23 protein-coding genes and 4 pseudogenes are annotated in these 25,073 nt (G+C 58.8%); 9 read left to right on the forward strand and 18 right to left on the reverse strand.

The genetic code is table 11. From position 1 onward, the window contains the following. Positions 1 to 303: 303 nt before the first annotated feature. Positions 304 to 1,286, forward strand: a pseudogene (locus AC1MH0_RS22720) (IS481 family transposase). Positions 1,287 to 1,295: 9 nt separating this feature from the next. Here AC1MH0_RS22720 and AC1MH0_RS22725 read toward each other — a convergent pair. From AC1MH0_RS22725 to AC1MH0_RS22740, 4 genes are all read right to left on the reverse strand, one after another. Then, entirely contained in the window at positions 1,296 to 1,739 is a 444-nt protein-coding gene (locus tag AC1MH0_RS22725) for a hypothetical protein (protein ID WP_480966330.1), read from the reverse strand. Positions 1,740 to 1,845: 106 nt separating this feature from the next. After that, the gene (locus tag AC1MH0_RS22730; RefSeq protein ID WP_480966331.1) at positions 1,846 to 2,049 is read right to left on the reverse strand and encodes a DUF5818 domain-containing protein; all 204 of its coding nucleotides are present in this window, start codon (positions 2,047 to 2,049) and stop codon (positions 1,846 to 1,848) included. 109 nt (positions 2,050 to 2,158) lie between these two features. Further along, on the reverse strand, positions 2,159 to 2,356 hold the full coding sequence (locus AC1MH0_RS22735; RefSeq protein ID WP_480966332.1) for a hypothetical protein: 198 nt from the start codon (positions 2,354 to 2,356) through the stop codon (positions 2,159 to 2,161). 449 nt (positions 2,357 to 2,805) lie between these two features. Next, on the reverse strand, positions 2,806 to 3,456 hold the full coding sequence (locus tag AC1MH0_RS22740) for a transposase family protein (RefSeq protein WP_480966333.1): 651 nt from the start codon (positions 3,454 to 3,456) through the stop codon (positions 2,806 to 2,808). Between the two features lie 689 nt (positions 3,457 to 4,145). Between AC1MH0_RS22740 and AC1MH0_RS22745 the strand changes: the two genes are divergently transcribed. Then, positions 4,146 to 4,388, forward strand: coding sequence for a hypothetical protein (locus AC1MH0_RS22745; protein ID WP_480966334.1), 243 nt, complete (start codon positions 4,146 to 4,148; stop codon positions 4,386 to 4,388). Between the two features lie 691 nt (positions 4,389 to 5,079). Beyond that, a complete protein-coding gene (locus AC1MH0_RS22750; protein WP_480966335.1) occupies positions 5,080 to 5,499 on the forward strand; it encodes a BLUF domain-containing protein in 420 nt (139 codons plus the stop codon). An 82-nt stretch (positions 5,500 to 5,581) separates the two neighbouring features. Here the strand turns inward: AC1MH0_RS22750 and AC1MH0_RS22755 are convergent, their stop codons facing one another. Further along, on the reverse strand, positions 5,582 to 5,944 hold the full coding sequence (locus AC1MH0_RS22755) for a response regulator (protein ID WP_480966336.1): 363 nt from the start codon (positions 5,942 to 5,944) through the stop codon (positions 5,582 to 5,584). A gap of 146 nt (positions 5,945 to 6,090) precedes the next feature. Here AC1MH0_RS22755 and AC1MH0_RS22760 point away from each other — a divergent pair. Then, positions 6,091 to 6,284: pseudogene (locus AC1MH0_RS22760) on the forward strand (IS3 family transposase); the annotation flags it as partial. Here the strand turns inward: AC1MH0_RS22760 and AC1MH0_RS22765 are convergent. From AC1MH0_RS22765 to AC1MH0_RS22775, 3 genes and pseudogenes are all read right to left on the reverse strand, one after another. Further along, positions 6,281 to 7,263, reverse strand: a pseudogene (locus AC1MH0_RS22765) (IS481 family transposase). The pseudogenes AC1MH0_RS22760 and AC1MH0_RS22765 sit on opposite strands and share 4 nt — an antisense overlap. 1,229 nt (positions 7,264 to 8,492) lie before the next feature. Further along, complete coding sequence (locus AC1MH0_RS22770; protein WP_480966337.1) at positions 8,493 to 8,861, reverse strand: hypothetical protein; 369 nt, start codon at positions 8,859 to 8,861, stop codon at positions 8,493 to 8,495. Between the two features lie 872 nt (positions 8,862 to 9,733). Continuing rightward, entirely contained in the window at positions 9,734 to 9,946 is a 213-nt protein-coding gene (locus AC1MH0_RS22775; protein WP_480966338.1) for an HIRAN domain-containing protein, read from the reverse strand. 65 nt (positions 9,947 to 10,011) lie between these two features. Between AC1MH0_RS22775 and AC1MH0_RS22780 the strand changes: the two genes are divergently transcribed. Beyond that, the gene (locus AC1MH0_RS22780; protein ID WP_480966339.1) at positions 10,012 to 10,584 is read left to right on the forward strand and encodes a hypothetical protein; all 573 of its coding nucleotides are present in this window, start codon (positions 10,012 to 10,014) and stop codon (positions 10,582 to 10,584) included. A gap of 158 nt (positions 10,585 to 10,742) precedes the next feature. On the opposite strand, the pseudogene AC1MH0_RS22785 reads toward AC1MH0_RS22780, so the two are convergent. Then, positions 10,743 to 11,725 (reverse strand): annotated as a pseudogene (locus tag AC1MH0_RS22785) (IS481 family transposase). A 247-nt stretch (positions 11,726 to 11,972) separates the two neighbouring features. On the opposite strand from AC1MH0_RS22785, the gene AC1MH0_RS22790 reads away from it, so the two are divergent. The 4 genes from AC1MH0_RS22790 (at position 11,973) to AC1MH0_RS22805 (ending at position 15,742) form a co-directional block, all read left to right on the forward strand. Then, on the forward strand, positions 11,973 to 13,574 hold the full coding sequence (locus tag AC1MH0_RS22790) for a DUF1996 domain-containing protein (protein ID WP_480966340.1): 1,602 nt from the start codon (positions 11,973 to 11,975) through the stop codon (positions 13,572 to 13,574). Positions 13,575 to 13,892: 318 nt separating this feature from the next. Then, entirely contained in the window at positions 13,893 to 14,186 is a 294-nt protein-coding gene (locus tag AC1MH0_RS22795) for a hypothetical protein (protein ID WP_480966341.1), read from the forward strand. Positions 14,187 to 14,213: 27 nt separating this feature from the next. After that, positions 14,214 to 14,492 carry a hypothetical protein gene (locus AC1MH0_RS22800; protein WP_480966342.1) on the forward strand — a complete coding sequence of 93 codons (279 nt, stop codon included), beginning with the start codon at positions 14,214 to 14,216 and terminating at the stop codon, positions 14,490 to 14,492. A gap of 440 nt (positions 14,493 to 14,932) precedes the next feature. Further along, on the forward strand, positions 14,933 to 15,742 hold the full coding sequence (locus AC1MH0_RS22805; protein ID WP_480966343.1) for an IS5 family transposase: 810 nt from the start codon (positions 14,933 to 14,935) through the stop codon (positions 15,740 to 15,742). Positions 15,743 to 15,910: 168 nt separating this feature from the next. Here the strand turns inward: AC1MH0_RS22805 and AC1MH0_RS22810 are convergent, their stop codons facing one another. From AC1MH0_RS22810 to AC1MH0_RS22850, 9 genes are all read right to left on the reverse strand, one after another. Continuing rightward, entirely contained in the window at positions 15,911 to 16,228 is a 318-nt protein-coding gene (locus tag AC1MH0_RS22810; protein ID WP_480966344.1) for a hypothetical protein, read from the reverse strand. Between the two features lie 177 nt (positions 16,229 to 16,405). Then, positions 16,406 to 17,128: a Crp/Fnr family transcriptional regulator gene (locus tag AC1MH0_RS22815; protein ID WP_480966345.1), complete on the reverse strand. Its 723-nt coding sequence runs from the start codon at positions 17,126 to 17,128 to the stop codon at positions 16,406 to 16,408. 142 nt (positions 17,129 to 17,270) lie between these two features. Further along, positions 17,271 to 17,624, reverse strand: coding sequence for a hypothetical protein (locus tag AC1MH0_RS22820; RefSeq protein WP_480966346.1), 354 nt, complete (start codon positions 17,622 to 17,624; stop codon positions 17,271 to 17,273). Positions 17,625 to 17,813: 189 nt separating this feature from the next. Continuing rightward, positions 17,814 to 17,993, reverse strand: coding sequence for a hypothetical protein (locus tag AC1MH0_RS22825; protein ID WP_480966347.1), 180 nt, complete (start codon positions 17,991 to 17,993; stop codon positions 17,814 to 17,816). Positions 17,994 to 18,253: 260 nt separating this feature from the next. After that, a complete protein-coding gene (locus AC1MH0_RS22830; RefSeq protein WP_480966348.1) occupies positions 18,254 to 19,639 on the reverse strand; it encodes a PepSY-associated TM helix domain-containing protein in 1,386 nt (461 codons plus the stop codon). Between the two features lie 8 nt (positions 19,640 to 19,647). Continuing rightward, positions 19,648 to 22,020 (reverse strand): TonB-dependent receptor, encoded by a 2,373-nt coding sequence (locus AC1MH0_RS22835; protein WP_480966349.1) that lies wholly within the window; start codon positions 22,018 to 22,020, stop codon positions 19,648 to 19,650. Positions 22,021 to 22,100: 80 nt separating this feature from the next. Further along, a complete protein-coding gene (locus AC1MH0_RS22840) occupies positions 22,101 to 22,619 on the reverse strand; it encodes a DUF2946 family protein (RefSeq protein ID WP_480966350.1) in 519 nt (172 codons plus the stop codon). Between the two features lie 104 nt (positions 22,620 to 22,723). Beyond that, a protein-coding gene (locus tag AC1MH0_RS22845; protein WP_480966351.1) for an IS3 family transposase occupies positions 22,724 to 23,829 on the reverse strand; the annotation gives its coding sequence in 2 pieces (ribosomal slippage) (positions 22,724 to 23,571 and positions 23,571 to 23,829; 1,107 coding nt in all). A 342-nt stretch (positions 23,830 to 24,171) separates the two neighbouring features. Continuing rightward, entirely contained in the window at positions 24,172 to 25,011 is an 840-nt protein-coding gene (locus AC1MH0_RS22850) for a helix-turn-helix domain-containing protein (RefSeq protein ID WP_480966352.1), read from the reverse strand. Positions 25,012 to 25,073 lie beyond the last annotated feature (62 nt).

Genomic DNA, 25,073 nt, shown 5'->3' on the forward strand with positions numbered 1-25,073 from the left:
ATGAACGAACGTCCGATGTTGGGAGCGCAAAAATGCGTGTGGGAATGACTGCCTGTATCGACGGGGTGCGGACGCTCAGCGGCATCCTTGCTCCACAGAAACCTATAGCCAAGCCTACGGCGAGTAACCCATAGCTACATATTTTTTCTACCTCGTATTCCGGTGTTGCTTCTTCGGTCTCGCGCTTACGGGGCGCGGGTGCTGGCTTGGCCTCGGCCTTCGCAGCGTTGGTCTGACCCGGCTTAGGTGTTTGATCCCACGGTTTGATGGTGCGATCCTTTCGTTGGAATGGAAGGAAGCCATATGGGACAGGTACGTCACGGGAGCGCCACGACCACGCACGCCGTCAGAGCAGCAATCCAGTGATCGCAAGCTTCGCTCGCGACGTCGAGCCAGGAACTGGGGATCAACCCCAAGACGGTCGCAAATTGGCGTAAGCGGGCGACGGTCGAGGATCTGAAGACCGGGCCGAAGGCCCCTCATTCAACGACCCTGACCCAAGCTGAGGAGGCGGCCGTTGTCGCGTTCCGCCGGCATACCCTGTTGCCACTGGACGACTGCCTCTACGCATTGCAGCCGTCGATCCCTCATCTGACCCGATCGGCGCTGCATCGATGCCTCCAGCGGCACGGCATCTCCCGCCTGCCGGACATCGAGGGTGACAAGCCGAAGCGCCAGCGCTTCAAGCGCTATTCGATCGGCTTCTTTCACATCGATATCGCTGAGGTGCAGACCGCCAAAGGCAAGGCTCTCCTGAGCTCGTCGAAGGGCTTTACCTGTTCGTCGGCATCGACCGCACCAGCAAGTTCGCGGTCACCCAGTTGGTCGACAAGGCCGATCGGCGAACGGCGTGGGAGTTCCTCGAACACCTGCTGAAAGCTGTGCCCTACCGGATCCATACGATCCTGACTGACAACGGGATCCAGTTCGCTGAGCAGCCGCGCAACCGGAACACCGCCTGGTCGCGCCAGATGCGCTTCGACATGATATGCGAGGCAAACGACATTGAGCACCGCCTCACGAAGCCGAACCATCCGTGGACCAACGGACAGGTCGAACGGATGAACCGCACCATCAAGGAGGCGACCGTCAAACGCTTCCACTACGAAAACCACGACCAGCTACGGACGCACCTCGCCGACTTCATGGCTGCCTACAACTTCGCCCGTCGGCTCAAAACGCTCAGCGGCCTCACGCCTTACGAATACATCGCCAAAATCTGGACTTCAGAGCCTGAGCGGTTCATCGTCAATCCGATCCACCAGATGCCGGGACTAAACACCTAGCCTCTGCCGTCAGAGGGCAATAACGGGATTCGTAGTCGATGGCATGAGTGTCGGCACGCTTTGCATGCTTGACGCTCGGTTCGCGGCTGCCATGAGATCAACGTCAGTCAGATCGCGGCAATCGATCCACCATTTGGCGTCAGTGACATGAAGGCATGCGTTACAGTCGGCGTCGCTGTTTGGGTTGATTAGCGCTGCGAGCCGCTTGGTCCTGATCGTCGATGCCCAGCTGATTTGCCGGTCGGTGCCGGTCAGCAGTGGAAGATCGAGATGGGAGATAGCAGCGCTGCTCAACGCTGCCGCAGCGGCTTCCTCTGCTCGCTTTTCCGCAACGAAGCAGTCTCGACAGCTTGTCGTCTTCAGCCACTTGGCTTTGCGTTCCTGCTGGCTGTCGTAGCCAGTGAGATAATGGCCCTGCTCATGACCGCAGGCGTGAATGATCTGCTGTTCCATGGCTGGGATGATGGCTGTTCGTGGTTTGTGCGCAACGGCAATGAGTCAGGTTGAATCAAAATTGCGCCCAGTGGCTGACGACTGAGCCAGAGGCATTCTTGACTGGCTAAGCTGGCGCAACGCCGTCAGCGTTTACCAGATCCGGGCCAACCAACGTGCCGACGAGCCGGACGCGCTTTTCTACCACGTCTACGGGGGTACGGTGCAGTTCCAGCTCGAAGCGACCGCCGACATCGCGGCGAAGATAGAAAGCCCCGCCATCGCGGACCAGAGTGCCTATCTCATTGATCCGGGTGCCAATCGCTACCATAGCTGCATCGTTGCTCCATCATGATCGTGTAAAGTTGCGGGCGATCCTGCGTATAACCGATGTGCCTCGCTGGGCCCCATGATACTGCTAATTTGTTCGCGAGCGGCCTTCAAAGGCTAATATGACGCCGGGCCATTTCCACGAGCGCCATATCCCCGATTGGGGAGCGGGGTTCGGATTTAAAGATATCAGCCAAATCGAGCAGATCCTCGTCTGAAAGGTTCGCGATCGAGGCTTCGATCTCGGCAAGGCGCCGCACCGCGTGATCGCCGCGATCTGCGACCCGCTTCATTTTTGTCTTGAGCATGTGGCCTTCTATCATAAACGTCGTGGCGGAGGCGAGGCACCAGCGGCCGGTTGGCTAAGGTCATTTAGCAAAGACCTTCGCTACCTGCAGGCGAAAGAAGTTCTCCCATGGAGAACCGCATCGCGTTCTGGCAGAAGATCCCGAAGCGATAGGAACGTACAGCTTTTACGGTATACCGCTTAATCAAGGCGCATGCGGACTGTCCGCATTTACGGCAAAACTGGTGGATAGCGGCCCGTCCGTTATCGGGCGGCCATCGCCGGTAAGCAGCCGTTCGTTCACGTAGCAGAGCGAGGCTGAGAGGCTGCGAGTGATAGATTGCTTGACCGCTGCCGAGCAATCGTATCGTTGACGATGCATTTTTTGCACAGGGCCACGTCAATGTCGCGGCCCCATGGATGCGGCAGCCCTCGCATACGCCCACCGCGGTCCCGGGCGACGACCGCGATCTACGGCTGCGTGGTAAGCCATGCCTGAGCGGTTGCCGGTTCACGATCCGGGAGCAGGCTGATCGGCCTTCTCCGCTCCAGATCGCAGATGATCGTGCCGTATCTATGATTCCGCCGCCACGCCCAGTCATCGATACCTATGACCATCGGCGCTGGCCTTGCCGGACACCCGCGCCGACGTACCACTCTTAGCAACGTGTCGTTGCTGACCGGGAGCATTAGTCGCTTGGCCAAGCTCGCGGCAGGCCGGCCGCCAAGCGCCAGTCCGAGATGATGTACGAGGACGTCGAGACGCCCCGTACGCCCCGTACGCCGCACCCAAGGCGCCAATACCCCAGTGGGGAACTGCTCAGTAAAGATCTGCTGCTCACACTGCGTCGCGGCACATCGGAAACAACAAACTTCGGCGATCAAGCGCACCGATTTCCCAGCCCGCGGCAGATCGGCGATACGACGCTGATAGCGGCTATGAACCCGATGACTGTCAGTTCCGCATGTGGGACAACAGCTCGATCTGGAAATGCTGCGGACCGTAATGGTCGTTCGGTCGTCATCGCTGGACGCCGAGACCATCGCAAAGCCAGCAGGGATGAAGGACGAGGGGTGAAGCGCCTTGTGCATGACGATGTTCCCATCTGGAGCCAACGCCATCAGACCTCATAACTACATCAAAATTGAGCCAGAGCCCTTTTTCCACGCCGATCCACAACCGGGGAGCTGCTGCGAGTAGGCCACGTTCCGCAAACATTGGCGCAAGCAGGCTTTCGCGATCGTCCCGGATGCGCTGCCGTCTGCATCATGCCGATGATTGCGTCGCACACTGCCCTAGCCGTCATGCATCAGCAACCGAAAAAATGCTGTAGTCCGATCAATATCGGTTAGCTAAGCAAACGCCTAATTTTGCAAAGTTGTTTAAGCCCTGTTTGAAAGTACATCGTCCGTGCGGTGACCCGGAAAACGTACACCCATTCCAAGGCTAGATCTCATCTCGGGTATCGAAGATTACCATGTCAGTGCCGAAGTCAACGTTGTGCTACATGGCGCGCATGTAAGCACCGACACCGTGAGATTTAAACTCAATCAAAAAGAAGACCCACTTACCAAAATCTCCACCACTTCTTTGGCGGTGTGAATTCAACGCCTTGCATGATAGATAACCTAACCATGTCGACTACTAACGCTTTGAGTTGCCGGTCGTTAAGAACCATTTTAATAGATGTCTCATTCCCTTCTAGATATTCTTTGACTGATCGGGCGATCTCAAAATGTAATGTTACTCCATCTCGAGAGGGTCTGGACACCCACTGAATGACATGCCCTGCTACCCTGTTCGACATTTAATGATCAAGCTCAACTTTTATAGTGTTGCTGTTAGAGTTAACTCGTCGAAATGCGTTCGAGCAGGGTGGCGCCGTAACGTCGCTTTTGCTGCTCCTCGCGGATATCGAACAGATATTGCTGAATCAGTTCTCGGGACAGGTCGTCTCGAAGGTTATCTGCCAAACGCCTCGTCCGAGCTAACTCCAATTTTAGGTAGGCATCTCGATGCACTTTTCTCTTCGCAGATCAACGTGTTCGCCTGAATTAGGAAAGCATTAAGTATGGTTAATTTTTAGTTAATTTACGGATACGCGGCGGTAGACCGATCCACATCCGCGACGAAACACGTCGGTTTGGCGTGAAAGTTGAGCCAAACCGGTTTTCTGACGAAGTGAACTGATTGAGGCGCTGCCGGTCCGATGACACGAGGTTACGTCGCCCTAGACCGCCTTCCTCGCTCTCGACTTCACTTCGGCGTTGCCAAAGAATATCGCCATCGTCGATTTGGTTCATGTGGCGGAAATCAGGCAGGAATTACCGGCATTGTCATGAGAGGCATTGAACGGATGACGGAGCGCACTTTTGAGGTTGGGCTAGCGGCCAGCCGAGCTGCCGGCGGGAGTGCGGCTCACTGCCCGTACGACGAAAGGTTTGCGCCCAACCTCCGAGAGGTTTGGATTTATGGCTTCATATCAGGAAAGACCGGTCGGCCTTGCCGGCGCAGCCTGCGCCTTAACTAACGGCTTTGTCGTTGAAGTTCGCGCAGCCTTAGTCCGGAAGCTAACGGATTTATCGCGGTGACTGATCCTGGGTGCAAAAAACGTACTGCGCTACGTTAATTCTGCCGTGTAAAACCTTACAATTGTACATTCGCAAGTTGAAAAGCTCTGGCATCGTTTAGTATGACGCTGGTTCGTAGCCAAACGCAACACCGTAAATCTCTGCTGAGGTCGAATGCATCTGATTGTTTATACAAGTTACGCTGTACACTCATTTGGACGCGAAGAAATCTCGAGACTGCGCGCGTTCTCCGCGTCGGTTAACCGATTTAACGACATAACCGGTTTGCTCGTTTTCGATGGGAAACGGTTTATTCAGGCCATAGAGGGGGAACCGGATACTGTGATTGCCACGATGAACCGCATTTATAATGATCGGCGGCATACGAAGATTGTGATGATAGAGGATAGGGCAACTGCATTCCGCCAGTTCGGTTCATGGTCTACCGAGTATAGGGAAATCTCAAAAGACTATGATGCAACATCATTCTTAGATCGTGTTAAATTCAAAGTTGCGAATGTCGAAGACGACACGACGAAAGCAGCCTTTATAGGATTTGCAGCCTTGTCTATGCGCAGATGGCAAATGCGATAAACCTAGAAATATAGCTTTCCTCCGGATTATTTATGGGATCAGAAGATAAAAACACTTAAGCAGGAAGTGTTATTTGACCTACCTACAGTAATAGCCGTTTCACTTCTTCAGTAAAGAGGGAGATACGGACGGGTTTTTCTAGAAATACATTCGCCCCGGCGTCGATTGATCGAGTTTTAAACTCATATTCGGTTGCTGCGGTGACCGCGATAACGGGCGTGCGAGCGCTTTCCGACGAGGCTCGCAAGTCAGAGATAATCTCGTATCCGGGTCTATCCGGTAACCGGATATCGACAACAATAAGGTCCGGTTTCGTCGCATTCGCGACAGCCAAGCCATCATTTCCGGTTAGCGCTGTCGCAGAAGACAACCCTGCTGTCCGAAGGATTTCCGTAAAAAGCTTTGCATGAAGAGGCTGATCTTCGATAATTAATACAAACTTCATCCGTCTCAATCCCTTCACAACTTTGATCCAAACCGTAGCGGCTTTCTACAAAAACAAAACGGTTACATTTAAATTTCCATGTCGTTTTGTGAAGAAGCGTCAATAATAGTTTTACAATGCACCCGGTGGAGAAGTTCCTCACCGCTGCGTTTAGGATGACCAGTTCGATGAGCTGCAAAGGCGATCGCTGGGCAACGCCGTGACCGAGGTGCTGTTCGGCTCGCTAAAGGTCGAGCGGCTCCATGGCATGCGCGTCGACATGCGGCGCCCTGCCACAGATGAAGTGATTGACTGGATCGCCTTCTACAACCATCGACGGCGTTATTCGCCGCTGGGTTAGGTGTTTAGTCCCGGCATCTGGTGGATCGGATTGACGATGAACCGCTCAGGCTCTGAAGTCCAGATTTTGGCGATGTATTCGTAAGGCGTGAGGCCGCTGAGCGTTTTGAGCCGACGGGCGAAGTTGTAGGCAGCCATGAAGTCAGCGAGGTGCGTCCGTAGCTGGTCGTGGTTTTCGTAGTGGAAGCGTTTGACGGTCGCCTCCTTGATGGTGCGGTTCATCCGTTCGACCTGTCCGTTGGTCCACGGATGGTTCGGCTTCGTGAGGCGGTGCTCAATGTCGTTTGCCTCGCATATCATGTCGAAGCGCATCTGGCGCGACCAGGCGGTGTTCCGGTTGCGCGGCTGCTCAGCGAACTGGATCCCGTTGTCAGTCAGGATCGTATGGATCCGGTAGGGCACAGCTTTCAGCAGGTGTTCGAGGAACTCCCACGCCGTTCGCCGATCGGCCTTGTCGACCAACTGGGTGACCGCGAACTTGCTGGTGCGGTTGATGCCGAAGAACAGGTAGAGCCCTTCGACGAGCTCAGGAGAGCCTTGCCTTTGGCGGTCTGCACCTCAGCGATATCGATGTGAAAGAAGCCGATCGAATAGCGCTTGAAGCGCTGGCGCTTCGGCTTGTCACCCTCGATGTCCGGCAGGCGGGAGATGCCGTGCCGCTGGAGGCATCGATGCAGCGCCGATCGGGTCAGATGAGGGATCGACGGCTGCAATGCGTAGAGGCAGTCGTCCAGTGGCAGCAGGGTATGCCGGCGGAACGCGACGACGGCCGCCTCCTCAGCTTGGGTCAGGGTCGTTGAATGAGGGGCCTTCGGCCCGGTCTTCAGATCCTCGACCGTCGCCCGCTTACGCCAATTTGCGACCGTCTTGGGGTTGATCCCCAGTTCCTGGCTCGACGTCGCGAGCGAAGCTTGCGATCACTGGATTGCTGCTCTGACGGCGTGCGTGGTCGTGGCGCTCCCGTGACGTACCTGTCCCATATGGCTTCCTTCCATTCCAACGAAAGGATCGCACCATCAAACCGTGGGATCAAACACATCCCCAGAGCCAATCGCGGGTCCATTTATAACCAACATGCATCAGTTCGTCGCGCCTGCGAATCGGCCTGTCTAACCGGGCGGCCGGGTTAACTTTCTATTAACCATTTTCCGGCTGCTGTTGGTTTCGTCGTTTCCTTGCGGCGTACCGGAGATGAACGTGCCGATTGATTTAGACCTTGAAGCGGAATGTGAGCGGATGCGGCGTATCGTCGGGGGATTGAATGATGAGTTCTCTCGTCAATTGCTTAGGGCCTATGCCGCTGACCTCCGCGAGGCGCAGCACAAACATTCGCTAGCCGATCGGGGCCTGAATCTTTCGCACTCCGTCGCTCGCTTGCCAGTGTACTAAGCGCGTTAACGTCTTGTTTACCGCCTCCCGGCAAAAGGATGGCGGGGGACATGGTATGCGTTATCGGATCTACGAGATGGGTGGTTGTGGCGAAATTGTAAGCGGTGCGGACCTCTCGGCGGCTAGCGACGAACACTCTTTGATCGAAGCGGCAGGGCACTTGAACCGGTGCGGACTCGAGATCTGGCAGGGTAATCGCAAGGTCGCGTTGATAAACCCGCCGGCAACCCGTTCAGGAGGTCCCTTTAGCGCAATTACTGCAGCACTGCGGCCACAAGCTCTGACTTCAATTTATTGCCCTCTGCCACGAGGGCGCTGACTTTCTTCAGGTAAACCAATCTTCGTATCGGGTACATCGAAGGTCCTTTCCACCGAGTGAACTAGGCCCCGAACTCGGGACCTTCTTCATCAGGATAGAACCGTTGGCGAGGCAGGCATTGGTCAAACAATTTAATTTAAATTAACTCGCACCATCCGGTGGCGATGCTCGTTACTGTCTCGCTCCGAGAAGTCGGATGGCTTACGAACCGCACGTCGACGGAGTGACGAGTGAGGCTTCCAAAGGCTGCGTCGTCATTGAAGGGCAGGGGATTGCAGCGACCCTAGAGCCAAACCTAGCACTCGATCTAGCTGATCAGCTGACAGCCGCTGCGGTGGACGCCATGGGGCACCGAAGAATGGCAGAGATAAACGCGCATGCGCGGTACACGCTCACTCAAGCGCCAAACTCAGGCTCTGCTTCGTCCGGATAGAACGCGTGGGGATCGTAAAGCCGTCGCTTTGCCGGCCGCATCTGACAGTGAGGCGGGAACTGGTGAACTTAACGTATCTCGATCGAAGCAAACTCATCTTTGAGTAATCGGGCTTCCAAGAGAACCGTTTCAATCTTCTCCATGCCACTGCCTGATAACGTAAGTTCGTCGTCCACATTGCCGTCGCCATCACCGACGATCAACCCCTGAACGGTTAGATGCTTGAGCCACCTCGATATCGCCGCGGGCGATCCGCCACGTCGTTCAGCCACCATTCGCGCTGTGATTGCTTCGCCTTTTGCGTCCGCAACAAACACCTCGAGTAGCAATTCCCAAGCGGACTCACCAAAAATGTCCGGCGAGAGTATCTTCTCGCGGAACCGGCGGAACCGCAGGATTGAAGCAGCGAGCTGGGCAGCCTGGTCGTTCCCTTTCATTCGTCGCTCCCGTTTCTTTCGGCAACGTTATCACCGGAAACCGTAGCGTAAATCAAGTTGCCTACCGGACTATATGGCTATCCTTCATGCGCTCGAGCGCCTGTACGAGCCAAGCGGCCAGAACATAGTCCTGCTCTTTGTCAGCGAACTCAATCATGTGCTCAAGCTGCTTCGCTAGGACGCGCGGACAATTCTCGCTCTCGTTCTGGTTCATTGCGGCCAATCCCCTACAGGTCCCGCGCCTCGTGCGACTCAGCCTGACAGCAGCGGTTGGATCATACCGAGCTAGGTGACGCAAGCGTCAATCAGCTAATTTAGATCAGCCGCCTTTACAAATTGCCCAGCCGTTTCCATGGGCGCCAATTGAATTTTGCGCGACCTGCATGGATTATGCCCCGAACTCTGGCCCTTCCTCATCAGGATAGAACGTGGGGAGATCTCTTCTCGGGCATGAATGCGCAGCGCAAAGCAGTGCCGAGGAACAGGCCGAGCATCACCTGCCATGATGGAGCTGCCGCTGAATCCTTTGCAATGGCGAGTGGACCTGTGACCGCGAGCAACGCGATCGCGATCCACAATATGTCCTTTGCAAAGCGCTGAAGCCGGGGCGGTACGAATTCGAACATCTGCGCGCACTCCGATGGGATCAGGCGCCCCACTCTGGCCCATCAGGATCTGGATAGAAAGTGTGAGGATCGTAACGGGTCGCTGGGCCGGCCGCATTTGGCGGGGAGGGGCGGGCTTCGGAACATCAGGGACCGGGTCGGGCAGGGTAGGTAACCCGCCTACGAACCGGATCCGGATATAGGACCCGTTCCCGTGCATCGCCTGGAAAACCGCGGTCGCGTCGTCTTCCTTCATACGCTTGCCGATTAGGGCGCACGCTCGGCGCTGACGTAGCCCAGCTGCACGCCGCGGTCGGACCACACGGCAACGGCGTTCGCGTCGAACGGGTTCTTCGGCTCGAGGCGCAGCTCGACCGTCTCGCCAGGCGCGCAGAGCATGCACTCTATGCGCCTGTTGCTGTTCGACTTATCCTCGTTCGGAAAGTCTATGCCGACAATGGAGGTGGTGAGTTCGTCCATATGCGGGGCTTGCGCGTTACTGAACGGGTGATCAAGTTTGCAAATCGTTATCGGGGCAGCCAGTGATGGACATCGAAAAGTTCGATCGGCTTTATCCTTCACCGGCGCACGCAGCCGCTGCAGATTGGAGCGACCGATATCTACCCAAGCCTCTTAAGCCTGAAGGTAGGAGCTTTCTCAATGATCGCTCAGGCATAGTTATCGGAGTTTGCGCACTGGCAGCGGCGCTCGTGGGCGGCACGGCGTACGTGTTGATGATAGGACAAGCGACCAAGAAACCTTCTGTTGAAAGGACGGTTCAAGCCGTAGCCGCAGTGCCGGCGCTGAAGCGCTTGGCTCCGCTACCGCCGGTGTTGCCGGCGTCGGCCGAACCCACCTCAGGTCTGCGGCGCACCATCGTAGAAGTTTCTCAAATTAAGCCTGCACCAGAGCGCGAGAAGCCAGCTCCTGCAAGAAAGGGGTCTTCTGGTTGGATACTCGACCCGTTGTCAGGTGAGGTTTTAGCTGCCGCGCTTGTCATCGATAAACAGCGGACAATCGAATTAAACGCTCAGCAGTTGGGCACAATGACAAAGGGCGAGGTCCGGCCGACCCAAAAGCCCAACATTGCCCCGACAAATGAACCCAGTACATCGTAGGCGTCATCGCTTGAGCAGATGGTTTGCCCGAATCGGTCGACCGCGCATAGGCTCTGAGAATGGACACTCCACCACTGCGCCTCGACGTGATCGAGTTCCTCAACGACCAAAGCCTGTTGGAGGAATACCAGCGCACCGACGGCGAACCTGGGAACCCGCTAGGTGTTTAGTCCCGGCATCTGGTGGATCGGATTGACGATGAACCGCTCAGGCTCTGAAGTCCAGATTTTGGCGATGTATTCGTAAGGCGTGAGGCCGCTGAGCGTCTTGAGCCGACGGGTGAAATTGTAGGCCGCCATGAAGTCGGCGAGGTGCGTCCGTAGCTGGTCGTGGTTTTCGTAGTGGAAGCGTTTGACGGTCGCCTCCTTGATGGTGCGGTTCATCCGTTCGACCTGTCCGTTGGTCCACGGATGGTTCGGCTTCGTGAGGCGGTGCTCAATGTCGTTTGCCTCGCATATCATGTCGAAGCGCATCTGGCGCGACCAGGCGGTGTTCCGGTTGCGCGGCTGCTCAGCGAACTGGATCCCGTTGTCAGTCAGGATCGTATGGATCCGGTAGGGCACAGCTTTCAGCAGGTGTTCGAGGAACTCCCACGCCGTTCGCCGATCGGCCTTGTCGACCAACTGGGTGACCGCGAACTTGCTGGTGCGGTTGATGCCGAAGAACAGGTAGAGCCCTTCGACGAGCTCAGGAGAGCCTTGCCTTTGGCGGTCTGCACCTCAGCGATATCGATGTGAAAGAAGCCGATCGAATAGCGCTTGAAGCGCTGGCGCTTCGGCTTGTCACCCTCGATGTCCGGCAGGCGGGAGATGCCGTGCCGCTGGAGGCATCGATGCAGCGCCGATCGGGTCAGATGAGGGATCGACGGCTGCAATGCGTAGAGGCAGTCGTCCAGTGGCAGCAGGGTATGCCGGCGGAACGCGACGACGGCCGCCTCCTCAGCTTGGGTCAGGGTCGTTGAATGAGGGGCCTTCGGCCCGGTCTTCAGATCCTCGACCGTCGCCCGCTTACGCCAATTTGCGACCGTCTTGGGGTTGATCCCCAGTTCCTGGCTCGACGTCGCGAGCGAAGCTTGCGATCACTGGATTGCTGCTCTGACGGCGTGCGTGGTCGTGGCGCTCCCGTGACGTACCTGTCCCATATGGCTTCCTTCCATTCCAACGAAAGGATCGCACCATCAAACCGTGGGATCAAACACCTAAGAGCGGGCCCTGTCAGGTCCTTTAGGGGGCCACCTCATTTAATACCGTAACCGCCGCGTTTTACCAAAAGTGTTCTCGGTGTAGACACCGGCGGTGTGCTTTTGTTCCCGCGAACAAATCCGTGGCTACATGCCGCCGCGGAGTGGTCCGATAACGGCGTTCCGCCGTACTCATTGGGGGGCTTCAGTGCTAAAAATCATCGCCTCGGCCACGGGGCTGCTTTGTGTAGGCGTGGCATTCGCTGCCAACTTTGCATCTGGCACCTTTTCGATACCGCCTGTGACGATCATCACCGCGCCGCTGACGGCAAAACTGCCTTCGTCCGCTACCGTTACGCCCAACTGGGTGGATTGTGCGCAGGAAGGACAGACGTGCAACGTCTCGGGCACCGTGCTCGTTCGTTATGGCGTGGGCGACCAGGTCGTGACCCGCGAGGTCACTGGCCAGTTCGTCTGCGGCAATGCGCTGTTCGGCGATCCCTTGTACGGCGTCGTCAAATCCTGCTCCTATGCGACGGTAGCGACGCCCGCGCAGTGGATCACCTGCGCGAACGAGGACCAGACCTGCATCGTGCCGGGCACGACGCAGGTGCGCTACGGCGCGCGCGACGTCTTCGCGTACAAGGAAGTGACCGACAAGATAACGTGCAGCAGCGGGATGTTCGGTGATCCCGTCTATGGCGTCGCTAAGACCTGCGCCTATCGCCTGACGGCGACCGTTACGGCTCCGACACCAACGCCAGCACCGGCAGGATCAAGTTTGGTTGAACTCGCATCAATTCCCAGTAACTTCGACGTCAACAAGTATCTTGTCCCGGCGTGGGGCTCGGGGGCTATTCCGGCTAGCAATACCCCCGACGTCATCGGCGCGTTCCGCTTCATCTGCAACCCCGGTCAGGTGCTTGCCGACGATCCGATCGTCTACCCTGGGCAGGCGGGCCGCTCGCATCTCCATCAATTCTTCGGCAACACGGCGGCAAACGCCAATTCTACTTATGCTAGCCTACGGACGACGGGTGAGAGTACCTGCAACAACATTCTCAATCGCTCGGCCTATTGGATCCCGGCGATGATGAACGGCAAGGGCAAGGTAGTGCGCCCCGATTACGTAACGATCTATTACAAGCGCCGGCCAGCCAACGATCCTGAATGCATGCGGATGGCGACTAAGGGCTGCCGTGATCTGCCACGGGGGCTGCGCTACATATTCGGCTACAATATGACAACGGACGTACCCGGCAGCGCATTCTACTACAATTGCGACGGAGCGACCGGTACGCCGGGACATTATCCCGACATCGTCTCGGCGGCCAAAGCCTGCCCTGTTGGCAACCGGCTGGGCGTGGTCATCAGCGGTCCCGAATGCTGGGATGGCAAGAGCCTCGACACCGCTGACCATCGCAGCCACATGACCTACCCGGACTATGGCTCATGGGGTTACGAGAAGTGCCCGGAAACGCACCCCTATGTCATCCCGGCGTTCACGCTGGGTGCGTGGTACACGACCGACGCCGATCTGGACCGTTCGGGTCAGTGGAACGCGAACAAGACGACGTGGCGCCTGTCGTCCGATGTCATGGCTGGCATGGCGCCCAAGCGTCCTGGCACAACGATGCATGCCGACTGGTTCGGTGCTTGGGACGACGACGTCATGAAAATGTGGAACGGCAACTGCATTGACAAACTGCTCAACTGTTCGGGCGGCGACCTTGGCAACGGCAAGCAACTGCGGATGTACGACGGCTTTTTGTGGGATGCCAATCCGCGGCTAATCGATCCCCCCGCTTGATCCGCCCGTACAGGCGAACGTCATGACCTGTCGCCGGCGACCCAATGGCAGCCGGCGACAGTCTTTCGTCACGCGGACCGCGCGATCACACGCCGACGGCGGTAGCGAACGCTCCGCCGAGAATGCCAAAGCCGAGGATCATCTCTGCAGCCAGCTCGCCGCTTCCGGCACCGCAGCTGCCGCGGCAAAGTTACGATAGGCGTCCGCCGTAGAGAAACTCTGAACCTCGACGATATCTAAGCGAAAGAAGCCGATTGGGTAGAATGACTTCGGTTTGTTTCTCGGCCTGGGGAGGCCGAATCAGGAGGGGTTATCTAAATGAAATTTACAGTTGGCGCGTTCGCGTGCGTGCTTACCATGTCGGCGCCTGCGGTTCAGGCGCAGACAGCGCCAGTGACCACCACAGCGACGACCTCTGGCACGTTGCGGGCTGGCACCTCGGTTCCGCTGAAGATGAGCGAACCGCTGACCACGCTGGGCAAGAAACTGGAGGTCGGGCAGCGTTTCCAGCTTGAGACGGCTGAGAACGTGATGATCGACGGCAACGTGGTGATACCGGCAGGCAGCCCTGCGACCGGCGAAGTCACTGAGGTCCGTAACAACGGCATGTGAGGCAAGTCGGGCCGTATCAACGGTCATGTGCTCTACGTTCGTGCAAACGGTCGACAGATCCGGATATCCGGCCAACTAGCCGACAAGGGCAACACGGGAACCTCGGCCGTGGTCGGGTCGCTCGTCATCATTCCGATCGCAGGGTTCTTCATGACTGGAACCAGCGCGAACATACCGCTGGGTACGCCTGTCACCGCTTTCATCGACGAGGATGTGTCGGTTGCATTCTCTGGGACAGCCGCGCCGATGGTCATAGTTCCCGCCGGCGTTGTCCCGGTAGCGGCGCCGGTCACCATTAAGAAGTAATCGAACCGGCGCGGGCATATCGACCCGCGTCGGTTTGTTCAGATAGGCTTGGCGCCAGCCGTGCCACACTTCGCGAACTTGCCATTCGCGGCTTTGCACCGAACCGCCTTAGTTGGCGCTTTCGGGCACTTGGCGAAGCGGCCCTTGGCGTCCTTGCATGGGGCAGCCATTGACGGCGCGCCGATAAGCAACGACAGCGAGGCGGCAGCGAACAGCATAGTGCGCATGTGGCCAATCTCCTTGCCCCTGATGGGCGAAATTGATGCTATGCCAACGGCAGCGTCGGTCAACTTATAAACCCCTCATCTGTTTTGCGGAGCTTTCCGCTCGTCGCGCGTTGGCTGCTTACCAGATTTGGAGGTTGCCATGACGGACGAAAGCACGCCGAAGCCTAGAGGCTGTTATGGACTTGGAGGCGGGCCTGATTCATCCGGTATCGGATGAGCATTTGCCGCAAGCCGTACCCGTCTGACGTCAGCACCGAGGAGTGGTCGCTGGTCGCACCGTACCTGCTGTTGCAGCGCGAGGATGCCGGCCAGCGGGAGCACGACCTGCGCGAGGTGTTCAACGGCCTTCGCTACATCGTGAAGACGGGTGCGCCGTGGCGGTGGATGCCGAACGACCTTCCGCCCTGGGCGGCGGTGTACCAGCAGACGCAGCGCTGGCTGGCGGCAGGATGCTTCGAGGCGCTGGTCGACGATCTGCGCGCGGTGTTGCGCCTGGCGGCAGGCCGCAAGGCCGAACCGACCGCCGCGATCATCGACAGCCGAACGCTGCGCTCCACAACGGAGAGCGGCGAGCGTGCCGGCTACGACGGTGGGAAGCGCAAGAAGGGCTCGAAGATCCACATGGCCGTCGATACGCTGGGCCACTTGCTGGCACTTCATGTCACGCCGGCCAGCGCAGAAGACCGCGGCGAGGTAGAGCGGCTCGCGCGTACCGTGCAGGCCGTCACCAACGACACCGTCGAACTTGCCTGGGTCGATCAGGGTTATACCGGCGAGCGAGCCGCCAACGCCGCAGCCAAACACGGCATCACACTTGAGGTCGTCAAATTGCCCGAAGCCAAGCGTGGTTTCGTCCTCTTGCCGCGACGCTGGGTTGTCGAGCGGTCATTCGCATGGGCGACCCGTTTTCGACGCCTCGTCAAAGACTACGAGCGCTACGCTGAAACACTCGCAAGACTTCACGTCGTCGCCTTCGCTTGCCTCATGATGAAGCAAGCCGCTGCCTTCGCCGCAGGTTCATAACAGCCTCTAGGGCTGCGGCCGCAGCGAACAGGAGAACGTACATCTGACAGGCGCCGATCAATTATAGGAGTGAGGAGCGCCAACGGCATCGGGCCGGCATTCCGCGTTAAAAGTGGTGATGAACCGTGATCGAATGCCGATCGTGATCGCTGTCCGTTCGAGAGCCCTCTATTCGAGCTTCTCGGCGTGTCGATCAGCCCATTCCTTGCCCTCATCGCCTCCCCAGAGAAGCCAGGCGATATAGCCGGCAGAAGGATCAGTGTCCGATCCCCACTCATGTGTATTGCCTTCTTTATCGACCTCGTGACGCGCGAAGTAGCTATGCATCGACTTCACATCCTCGGCGGTCACATCGTCCTGCGCTGCCAGTTGCTCGGCACGACGAACCCCGACGTCCGTACCGCCCCGTCCGAAATCGTCGCGCAACTTTAGCCCCTTCTTTGCATTGGCGGCGATTTTCGCAGTTGGTTTGAACGTATCGGTCATCATGCTCTCCCCTTGGTATGTTCAAAACGCGTTAGTTCTGGAACATATCCACGAGAGTGGATCGATCGATTTGCAATGCCGGTCCTGGCTCGAACTGCTGTAAATAGACACGCTCGATATGCCGAGGGTCACCGATTACGGTCAGCTATCCATACTTGTGGAGGATATCTTCAACAGTTACCACCTGATGCCTGCTATGGAGCGCAGTCCTGTCATGTCAGCAATTTCCAGAACTGTGCCGCTTCCCGACAAAATTCGATCGCGGCGTAACTGTGCGATCATCCTGTTCACATGAACATTTGTAAGACCTGTTGCGTCCGCAATATGGTCCTGCCTCAGCGGAAGCGGGTCGGTCGGTGCTCCGATCAACCCACGGACGACCATCGTTTGGGCGAATTCGTACAGTAAAAATGCGATGCGGCCGCGAGCATTGCCTAGTCCCAAACTACCGATCGTTTTGCGGGCAGCGGCTGAAGCGTTGATCACTAGCGCCATCAGCACGTCATGCATTGTCGGCGATGCCCCAAGCTGGTGAAACACGCCGGCGGGAATTGCTGCCATGCGGGTTGGCGCCAAGATGTCGATACCTTCGATTGAGCCTATCAGTTCGGCATCGAACACATTGCAGAAGTCACCGGGCAGCAGAAATCTCGTGATCTGCCGGCGTCCGTCACTAGCGAGGACTGACAAACAGGCGAGCCCACTTACCATGACATACACACAAGGCGGGATGACGCTTAGCGTCGTTATTCGCTGGTTACGTCGATACTCGATCGCTGTGTATCTGAGATCCCCAATCGTGTCGACGTCGTGGTCGCTGAGTTGACCATGTAGTCCGAGTTTGACGATCAGGGGACTAAGCGGTCCGCGCTTCAGCACTGTCGCTTCAGACGGTATCATGCCTTTCGCTCCTACCATCGAAATACTGCGATCAAAGCGAGTGGCTTTTGGATCAGGCTCATGCTTGTACTTTGTTTCACAGCTTCGCAACGGGCGGAAATAACTAACGGTTCGGTTTGTCTCTTGAAGGCGCGGCGGTCGTTTAGCTGACAACTTCCCGTAACTCATTGGCCTTGCTCATGACGGACTCGATACTATCAAGTGCCTTACCCGAAAGCGTCAGCAGGTCGTCAAGATTACCGTTGCCATCGCCAACGATAAAGCCGATCTCGGTAATATGTATGAGCCAACGGGAAAGCACGGTAGGGGGTATGTTGGCCCTGTCGCTGACGTCGCGTGCGGTGAAGCGATGGCCATTGTAATCAGCAACGAACAGTTTCAAAAGCAAATCCCAACCCGGCTCCGCGAACAACTCTTTCGGCAGCATCTTGGATCGTATGCGTCTTAACTTTAATTTAGCGGTTGCTGTGGCAGTCACACGGTCATCTTTTCTCACATGGCTATCCCGGTTGTGCAGTGTCTTTCTCTCCGAAAGATAATGTGTAGATCAAATCACCCTGCAGGCTGGCCGTATCTTTCGAGAAATAGTACCCGTGCGGTGTCGAGGGTGGCAGCAAGAACGAAGTTTCGGTCCTTGTCGGCAAACGTAATCAAGGTGTCCAAGCTTCGTGCTAACCCCTCTAACTCACTTACTCGTGCCGATTCTTGCATTTTGAACCTCTCCATCTGCTCGCTCGCGCAAAGTGGCATATTCGGCAGCCATGTCCAGGTGCAGCTTCTTCACACTGGGATCAGTCGCCAACGCCGCCATATCAAGTTCCTGCTGTGCTCTCATCGCATAAAACTCGCCGTCGGTCTTCGCCACCGTTTCCCCACTAGTATGACCCGTTAACTACGTACGTCACTGTGATAATACGAATATACCGTCTGTCATACTGCTTCTCTGATCGAGTTTAGCCGTGTCGCGCTCCACGCAGATCAATCCGGCATTATCAACCTGCCATGCTCTGCCACCTTGGCAGTCCACGCTTCCATGGCGAACGGCTTCGTTAGAGGCACGATGCTGGGTTGTAGATGGCCATCACCCGAACTGCATTCGGCGCATATCCGGAATGATGAGCACCTTCAGGCTGGAGCACGCCTTAGGCCAAGCCAGTGTCGCGTCACGGGAATGCGGCGCAGGACAACCCATTCGATTACGAGGACGATCACGAGTGTCGTGCCGAACAGCGGCATGTAGATCCCAAGCCCGACGATCGCTGCCACCAACCCGATACGAAAGCGCGGACGGTTCTGCGGCAATGGTGCGCCCAGCAAACCCGTCGGTCTCCTCCGCCACCACATGACTCCGCCCGAAAAGGCCAAGACGGACAGCAGCAGCGCGGTTAGCGTGCCGAGGATCTGATTGGCGATGCCGAACAGTGCGCCCTCGTGCGCCGCGATGCCGTAGCCAATGACCCGGTCGATCCAATGGCGGTCGGCGAACGCGACACGGCCGACAAGGCGACCTGTCACACCATCGACCTGCGCGTCCGATCGCAGTGGGCGATCGGCTGCGTCCGATGACACCGCCCACGGCCCGCCTTCATGCGCGGGGGGAGACAGCAGCACGGGCGGTACAATCCGCAACGGCCGGACCGTAGCGATCACGCGCCCAAGCTCACTGGGCGAGATCGGCGGGGCAGCCATGACCATGCCGTCATGCCCGGCGTGAGCCCCAAGCATCGCGTTCGCTTTCGCCGTCGGCGCCTTGCCGCCGATCGTCCAGTCGACGGGACCCTGCGTCGTGCCCGTGAGCGTGCGGACCTCCCCCAGATAGCTGCCCCAGGCATTTGCCCAAGGGAGGCCAGTGAGGATCAGCCCGAGCGCGAACACCGAAACCCAGATGCCGGCAGTCGCGTGGATATCACGCCAGAACAAGCGTCGTCCGCCCCCCAGGCGAGGGTAGAGGATACCCGCGAGGCCCTTCCTGTTGCGCGGCCACCATAGATAAAGCCCGGTCAGGAGCATGACGATCGCCCAGCACGCGGCGATCTCGACGAGGTAGCTGCCCCACACCCCCGCGAGCAATTCGCCGTGAAGGCGCGATACCACGTTTAGCGGCCGGTCTTCCTCGCCGATGACCTTCAGCACCGCAAGCGAGTGCGGATCGACATAGACGCGGTGATCAACGCCATCAGCGGAGACAATCACACGCACGGCGTTTCCCGGATGTTCCGGGAGTATGTATTTATGCAGCGACGATCCTGGGACCGCAGCCAGTGCCGCCCGCACGTGCGCGTCGGGTGAGACGGTCCGCCCGGCAACGGGGAGATGGTCGTAGGGCCGGTCCAACAATGCTTCCAGCTGCGGTCGCCAAAGATAGATCGTGCCCGTCAGTGACAACCAGATAATGAATGGGATGCAGAACAGCCCTGCATAGAAGTGCCAGCGCCATACCGCGTTGTACCACCGCGCGCCGGGTTCCCGAGGGCCGGCGGGTGGGTTCGTGTTCATCGCTGAAGCGTCCATGCCCGCCATCATAATGCCTGGGTCAGACGTATCCCGATAGTCTGCGGCGGGCCGACGAGATAGGAAAAGTAGCTGGTTGCGGTGGTGTTGCCGGGCGACGTCGTGAACTCCTGACCGAAGACCGGCACGGCGTCGAACAGGTTGGTGACGAACAGGTCGACCCCCAAGCCGCCACGCATCGTCACCCCGGCGGAGGCGTCGATCAGCGTGTAGGCCGGACGCGGCAGCACCTCGCCTTCGCCGAACCCGCTGTCGGATCCGCCGACGTGGTGCGCCGCGGCCAACAACGTGCCGGTCAGTCCATCTGTGAGTACGGTCTCGTACTCGCCGCGCACATTCCACAGCCAGCGCGGCACATCGAGCACACGCGAGCCTGCCGGCAGCAGCAGGTTGGGCACGTCGTTGCGGTAGGTCGCGTCGGTGAACGATCCGCCCGCGTGAAGATCGAGCCCCCGGACCGGCGACACGGAAACTTCAAGCTCGCCGCCATGGCTACGAACGCGGCCGGCGTTGACGGTGAAGGAGATGGTCGTCGCGTTGTTGATCCCGCACGCTGTCTGGAACGCCTGCTGATAGTCCTTCCAGTCGATCGCATAGGCAGCGCCGTTGATCCGCACACGACCACCCCAAAGGCTGGTCTTGGCGCCGATCTCGTAATTTTCTGTACGATCGCTGTCGTAGGGCGGCGGTACATCGGGAATGCCTGCCGCGCGACGTTCCGCGGCAGAGCAGATATCATCCGTCACAGGCGCATTGACGCCCCCCGTCCGGAAGCCCTGCGAGTAGCTGGCGTAGAGCGTCGCGGCCCGGCTTGGCTCATAGCTCAGCGTGAAGCGCGGTGTGACGCCGTTCTCGCGATTGCGCTCGTCATAATCGTAGGCGAGATCGCCGCCTGCGACGCCACCGATCCCGTAACGTCGGCTCGCTTCGCGCTGGCGATAAGCAAAGACCCGGGCACCCACGGCGACCTTCACCTTCGCCAGAACGGCATAGGTCAGCTCGCCGAACGCCGCGATCTCGCTCTCACGGAAGCGCACCGTCGTGTCCTGGATGACGGCCGGGCTGCTGGCACCAAGCGGTCGCGGCGCGGTGACCCCGAACAGGTCAGCGACGGTAATCGTACGGCCGGAGTCCTGATGAAGGTCGCGGTAGAGCGCGCCGAAGACATATTGCAGCCGCCCCGGTCCATCGGACACCGCACGCACCTCCTGCGTGAACTGATTTGTGCGTCCGAAATCCTTGAGCGGCGTTGGGAATAGCCTGCCGCCTGGACCCGGTCCGACGATGTCCTCGACGATCGGAGAGTCAAATGCGGTGACGTCGAACGACAGGCGGTTGCGCCGGTCGAGCCACGACGAGTTGGATGACAGGATGAAGCCACCGAATGCATCGAACCGGTTCTCGATCAGCAGCGAGCCGATGACGAACTCGTCCTTGGCATATGTATCCTCATATCGCGCCTTCAGCCGCGCGCGCTTGCCGAAGGTCACGTCGCTATGGGGACGGTCCGCATTGCTGTACGCGTCCTGCCAGACCAACGACGGGGTGATCGTCAGGGTCGGCGTCGCATTCCAGCGCAGCGCAGCGCGAACCGTGCCGGTACGCGTCCAGTTGACGTCCTTGCGGACCGCTGACGTTCCCGCATTCTCGGTCAGGTCGCCGGTGCTGGGCCGCAGATCGTCGATCGAGCCGCCCTGCCGGACAAACCCGCCCGATATGCGCAGCGCCAGTCTATCGGCGACGATCGGCAGATTGAGCATCGCCTTGGCGTCCCAGCTTGTGCCGCCATCGGTGATGGTCGAAACGCTCGCCTGACCCAGTGCGGCGATCTTGGTGGCATCCGGCTCGTTACTCACGATGCGGACCAGGCCGCCCATCGATGACGATCCGAACAACACGCCTTGCGGTCCGCGCAGCACTTCGACCCGAGCGACATCGAATAGCTGCGGGTCGGGCTGCGAAAAGCCGCGGAGTGCACGGGTCTGAAGCGGGGTCTCGTCGAGGTAAACGCCGGTGGTCGGCGACTGGACGAACCCCACCCCGCCGATCCCGCGTATGATGTACTGCGAGTTGCCGGGCCCGGTGGTCGCGAAGGCCAAGCCCGGCACGGAGTCCGCTACGCGGGAAAAGTCCTGCACATTGAGGCGGCGAAGCAGGTCGGCGGAAAGGATGGTGACGCTTGCGGGCACGTCCTGAAGCGCCTGCTGGCGTTTCAACGCGGTTACGGTGATGTCGCCGGTTTCAGCCGGTCCAATGCCCGGCGCATTGGTGGCTGTAGTGTCGGGCTTCGTAATGTGTCCCGCGTCATCCTGAGCGGATGCTGGTACGGCGAGCAGGAGGCAGGGCAGGCACGCCCCCGCCAGCAAGTGAAATCGGATCATGGATAGGCCTTTGACCGGCCCCCGCGATTGCGCGCGAACCGTGGACGTGGTGGCTCCTGAAGGAACAGCCGATCAGTCAGTCAAAGGGCGGCCGGGGGACCTCGAAGGGGAGGCCTCAGGTAGCTGCGGCGGACCGTCGTCGGTTGGATGGCTTGTGACAGCCCGATCGCCATGACGAAGGCGATCAGAGCGACGAGCTGAATAGGATCGATCGCACCAAGCGATGCTGCTGACAGACCAGCAAAAGCGCACGGCATCTCAGCCTTATCGTGGTCCTGCGACTTGCCGTGATCGGGCATGTCGCCGCGCATCCCTGGCATTGCCCTCGTCATAGATTGAGGGGGGACGCCGGAACATAGCTCGATTGAGATCCGGCCGTGTTCGCTGCCGATCATGTACCCGGCCGGTACCAGTAGCTTAAGCAGCAGCGCTGCCGCGCACACCAGCACAGCAAAATAGCGTTGCGCTAGCAGGCGACGAACGGTCAACACGGGACGCCGGTAGCGTAGCTGAACGGTGCTGTCATTGCCGCGCTGATCCTCCCCAAAACGAACCTTCCACAAATCGATTTTTCGGGTCTGAGTACGATCTGATGTCACGGAAAAGGCGGTGCCCGTTGAATGTTTCCGATTTGGCGCTCTCTATTTCGAATAAAGGCGGTGTGTCCTGCTGACGTGCTCCCCGTTTTCAGGCCGCTGATAACTTAGCTTCGGTGTCCATATGCCCCTGGCGGGGGGCGGTTCGTAAACTCGGCGGGTGCCATCCCGCCAAGACTGCTGTGCGGACGCACGGTGTTGTAGTCCGTCCGCCATGCCTCGATGATCCGTCTCGCCGAGGCCAGCGAGGGGAACAGGTGTTCGTTCAGACACTCGTCGCGCAAGCGACCATTGAACGATTCCACAAAGCCATTCTGCTGCGGCTTCCCCGGGGCGATGTAGTGCCACTCGACCCCGGTGTCCTGACACCAGGCGAGGATGGCGTGACTGGTCAGTTCGGTGCCGTTGTCGCTGACCACCATGCACGGCAGCCCGCGACGCTCGACGATGACGCTCAGCTCGCGAACAACCCGCCGACCCGACAGCGAGGTGTCGACGATGCATCCCAGGCAATCGCGGCTGTAGTCGTCGATGACGTTGAGCATGCGGAACCGCCGGCCGCAGGCCAACGAGTCCGATACGAAGTCGAGCGACCAGCGCTGGTTGGGTTCTTGCGGGATCGCCATCGGCGCCCGCGTGCCCAGCGCGCGCTTGCGACCGCCACGCTTGCGCACCGTCAGTCGCTCCTCGCGATACAGCCGATACACCTTCTTCAGGTTCATGCCCTTGCCCTCCCGCTTGAGCAGGATCGCCAGCCGTCGATAGCCGAAGCGACGACGTTCATTCGCGATCTCGCGCATCCGCTCGCGGACAGCATCGTCCTTCCCGCGAAGCGGCTCATATTGCCACGCCGACCGGTTGACCCCGATCAGCCTGCAGGCGCGACGCTCGGAGAAGCTGTGGTCGGCCATCAGCTTCTCCACCGCAGCGTAGCGATCTCCAGATCGGGTCAGTTTTTTCCCAGCAGATCCTTCAGCGCCGACACGTCGAGCATCGACTTCGCCAGCAGCTTCTTCAGCCGGCGGTTCTCGTCCTCGAGCGCCCGCAACCGCGCCGCCTCCGACACGGTCATCCCGCCGTACTTCGCCTTCCAGTTGTAGAACGTCGCATCACTGATCCCATGTTTCCGGCACAGCTCGGCGGTCTTCACGCCGGCCTCATGCTCGCGCAGCACGCCAATGAACTGATCCTCGGTAAATCGGCCTCGCCGCATCACTCGTCTCCATCTGACGAGCTAACTTACCAATGGCATGAATTCTGGGGAGCAGGTCACGAGTGAACGCCTTTGCGCAGGTCATTCTCCAGGCGCTATCGTCAAGGACGATCCCAAATATGACACTGCCCTGAAAGGATTTAATGTCTGAGCGTAGTTCACCGACTGACCTTTGTTCGGTTTCTCTTGGCAGGCATCCATGACAGACTCGGTTGGATGATTAGACAGCAGAACCGCATGGTCTCATTAGGGAGCATTCGCGTCGACATCGTCGACGCGTCTAGGGTTTTCCGCGTGTTTTCCAGTCTTAAAATTCGACTGGGTAGTGTCAAATTCCAGCGATTATTCGCGTTGGCTGACCAAGCCAGCACCGTCATTTCTTAGATTAATAGTATCTTTTAGTGTTTGCGGATTGTTTTGAGCTTCGCGCTCGATGCGGTCGATCGCATCGCCAAGCTTGGCGAGGATCTTCCCCAGCGGCCCGTTAACGGTCATGCGTGCCAGATCTCGGCAGGATAGCGTGTCCAGCATCGCGTTGGTTTCTAGGATATGGTCCGCGTGATGCTGGACGGTATCGTCCGGCAGTGGCGCGGGACGCATCCAGCGTGGAAGATAGGACCGTACGCTACCGGGCAGCAAAGGCCGATAGGCGTTAGATGTCTGCTCGTACCTAGGCCCCGGGCCTTGGCTCTCCACGCGGTGAAAACGCCGCTGCCGTACCAGGAAACCGATCGCTTCGAGGATCGCAAGCGCACGACCGACGGTTGCGCGACCGAGACCTGTCGCTGCTGCAAGATAATCGTACGAGGGATAGACCCGGCCGCGGTTCAACCGAGCGAGCGTGAGGATCTCTTCGAAGACACGTACGGCGCTGCCGGTAAGCCTGGCGATACCCTCTTCCACGACGCTCAACGTTCGCTCGCCCGAGCGCACATCGCGGCGCAGGCGTCGCGCCGAATCGAGGGTCTTGCGTGCGACGTGCAGCAAGCGGTCAGTCTCACCCTTGGCCGGCGCTGTCCAAAACACTTCTTCGAAGGTGCCGGCCTCCAGGCTGTCGCGCAGCACAGGCGCGCCCGTCCGGTGCGGTGCACCGGAACGCCCCGTCATACATCCCGTCGCACGCGCGCGTGTCAGCGAGCCGAACGCCTTCAGCGCGGCGTCGCCAATTGTTGTGGTTCCCATCGTCCGTTCCCCTTCGAGGGTGGCGGAAACAGGCAAAAGTTAGCCGTGGCACGAAACGCGCA

The sequence above is a fragment of the Sphingomonas sp. AP28 genome (assembly GCF_056680455.1).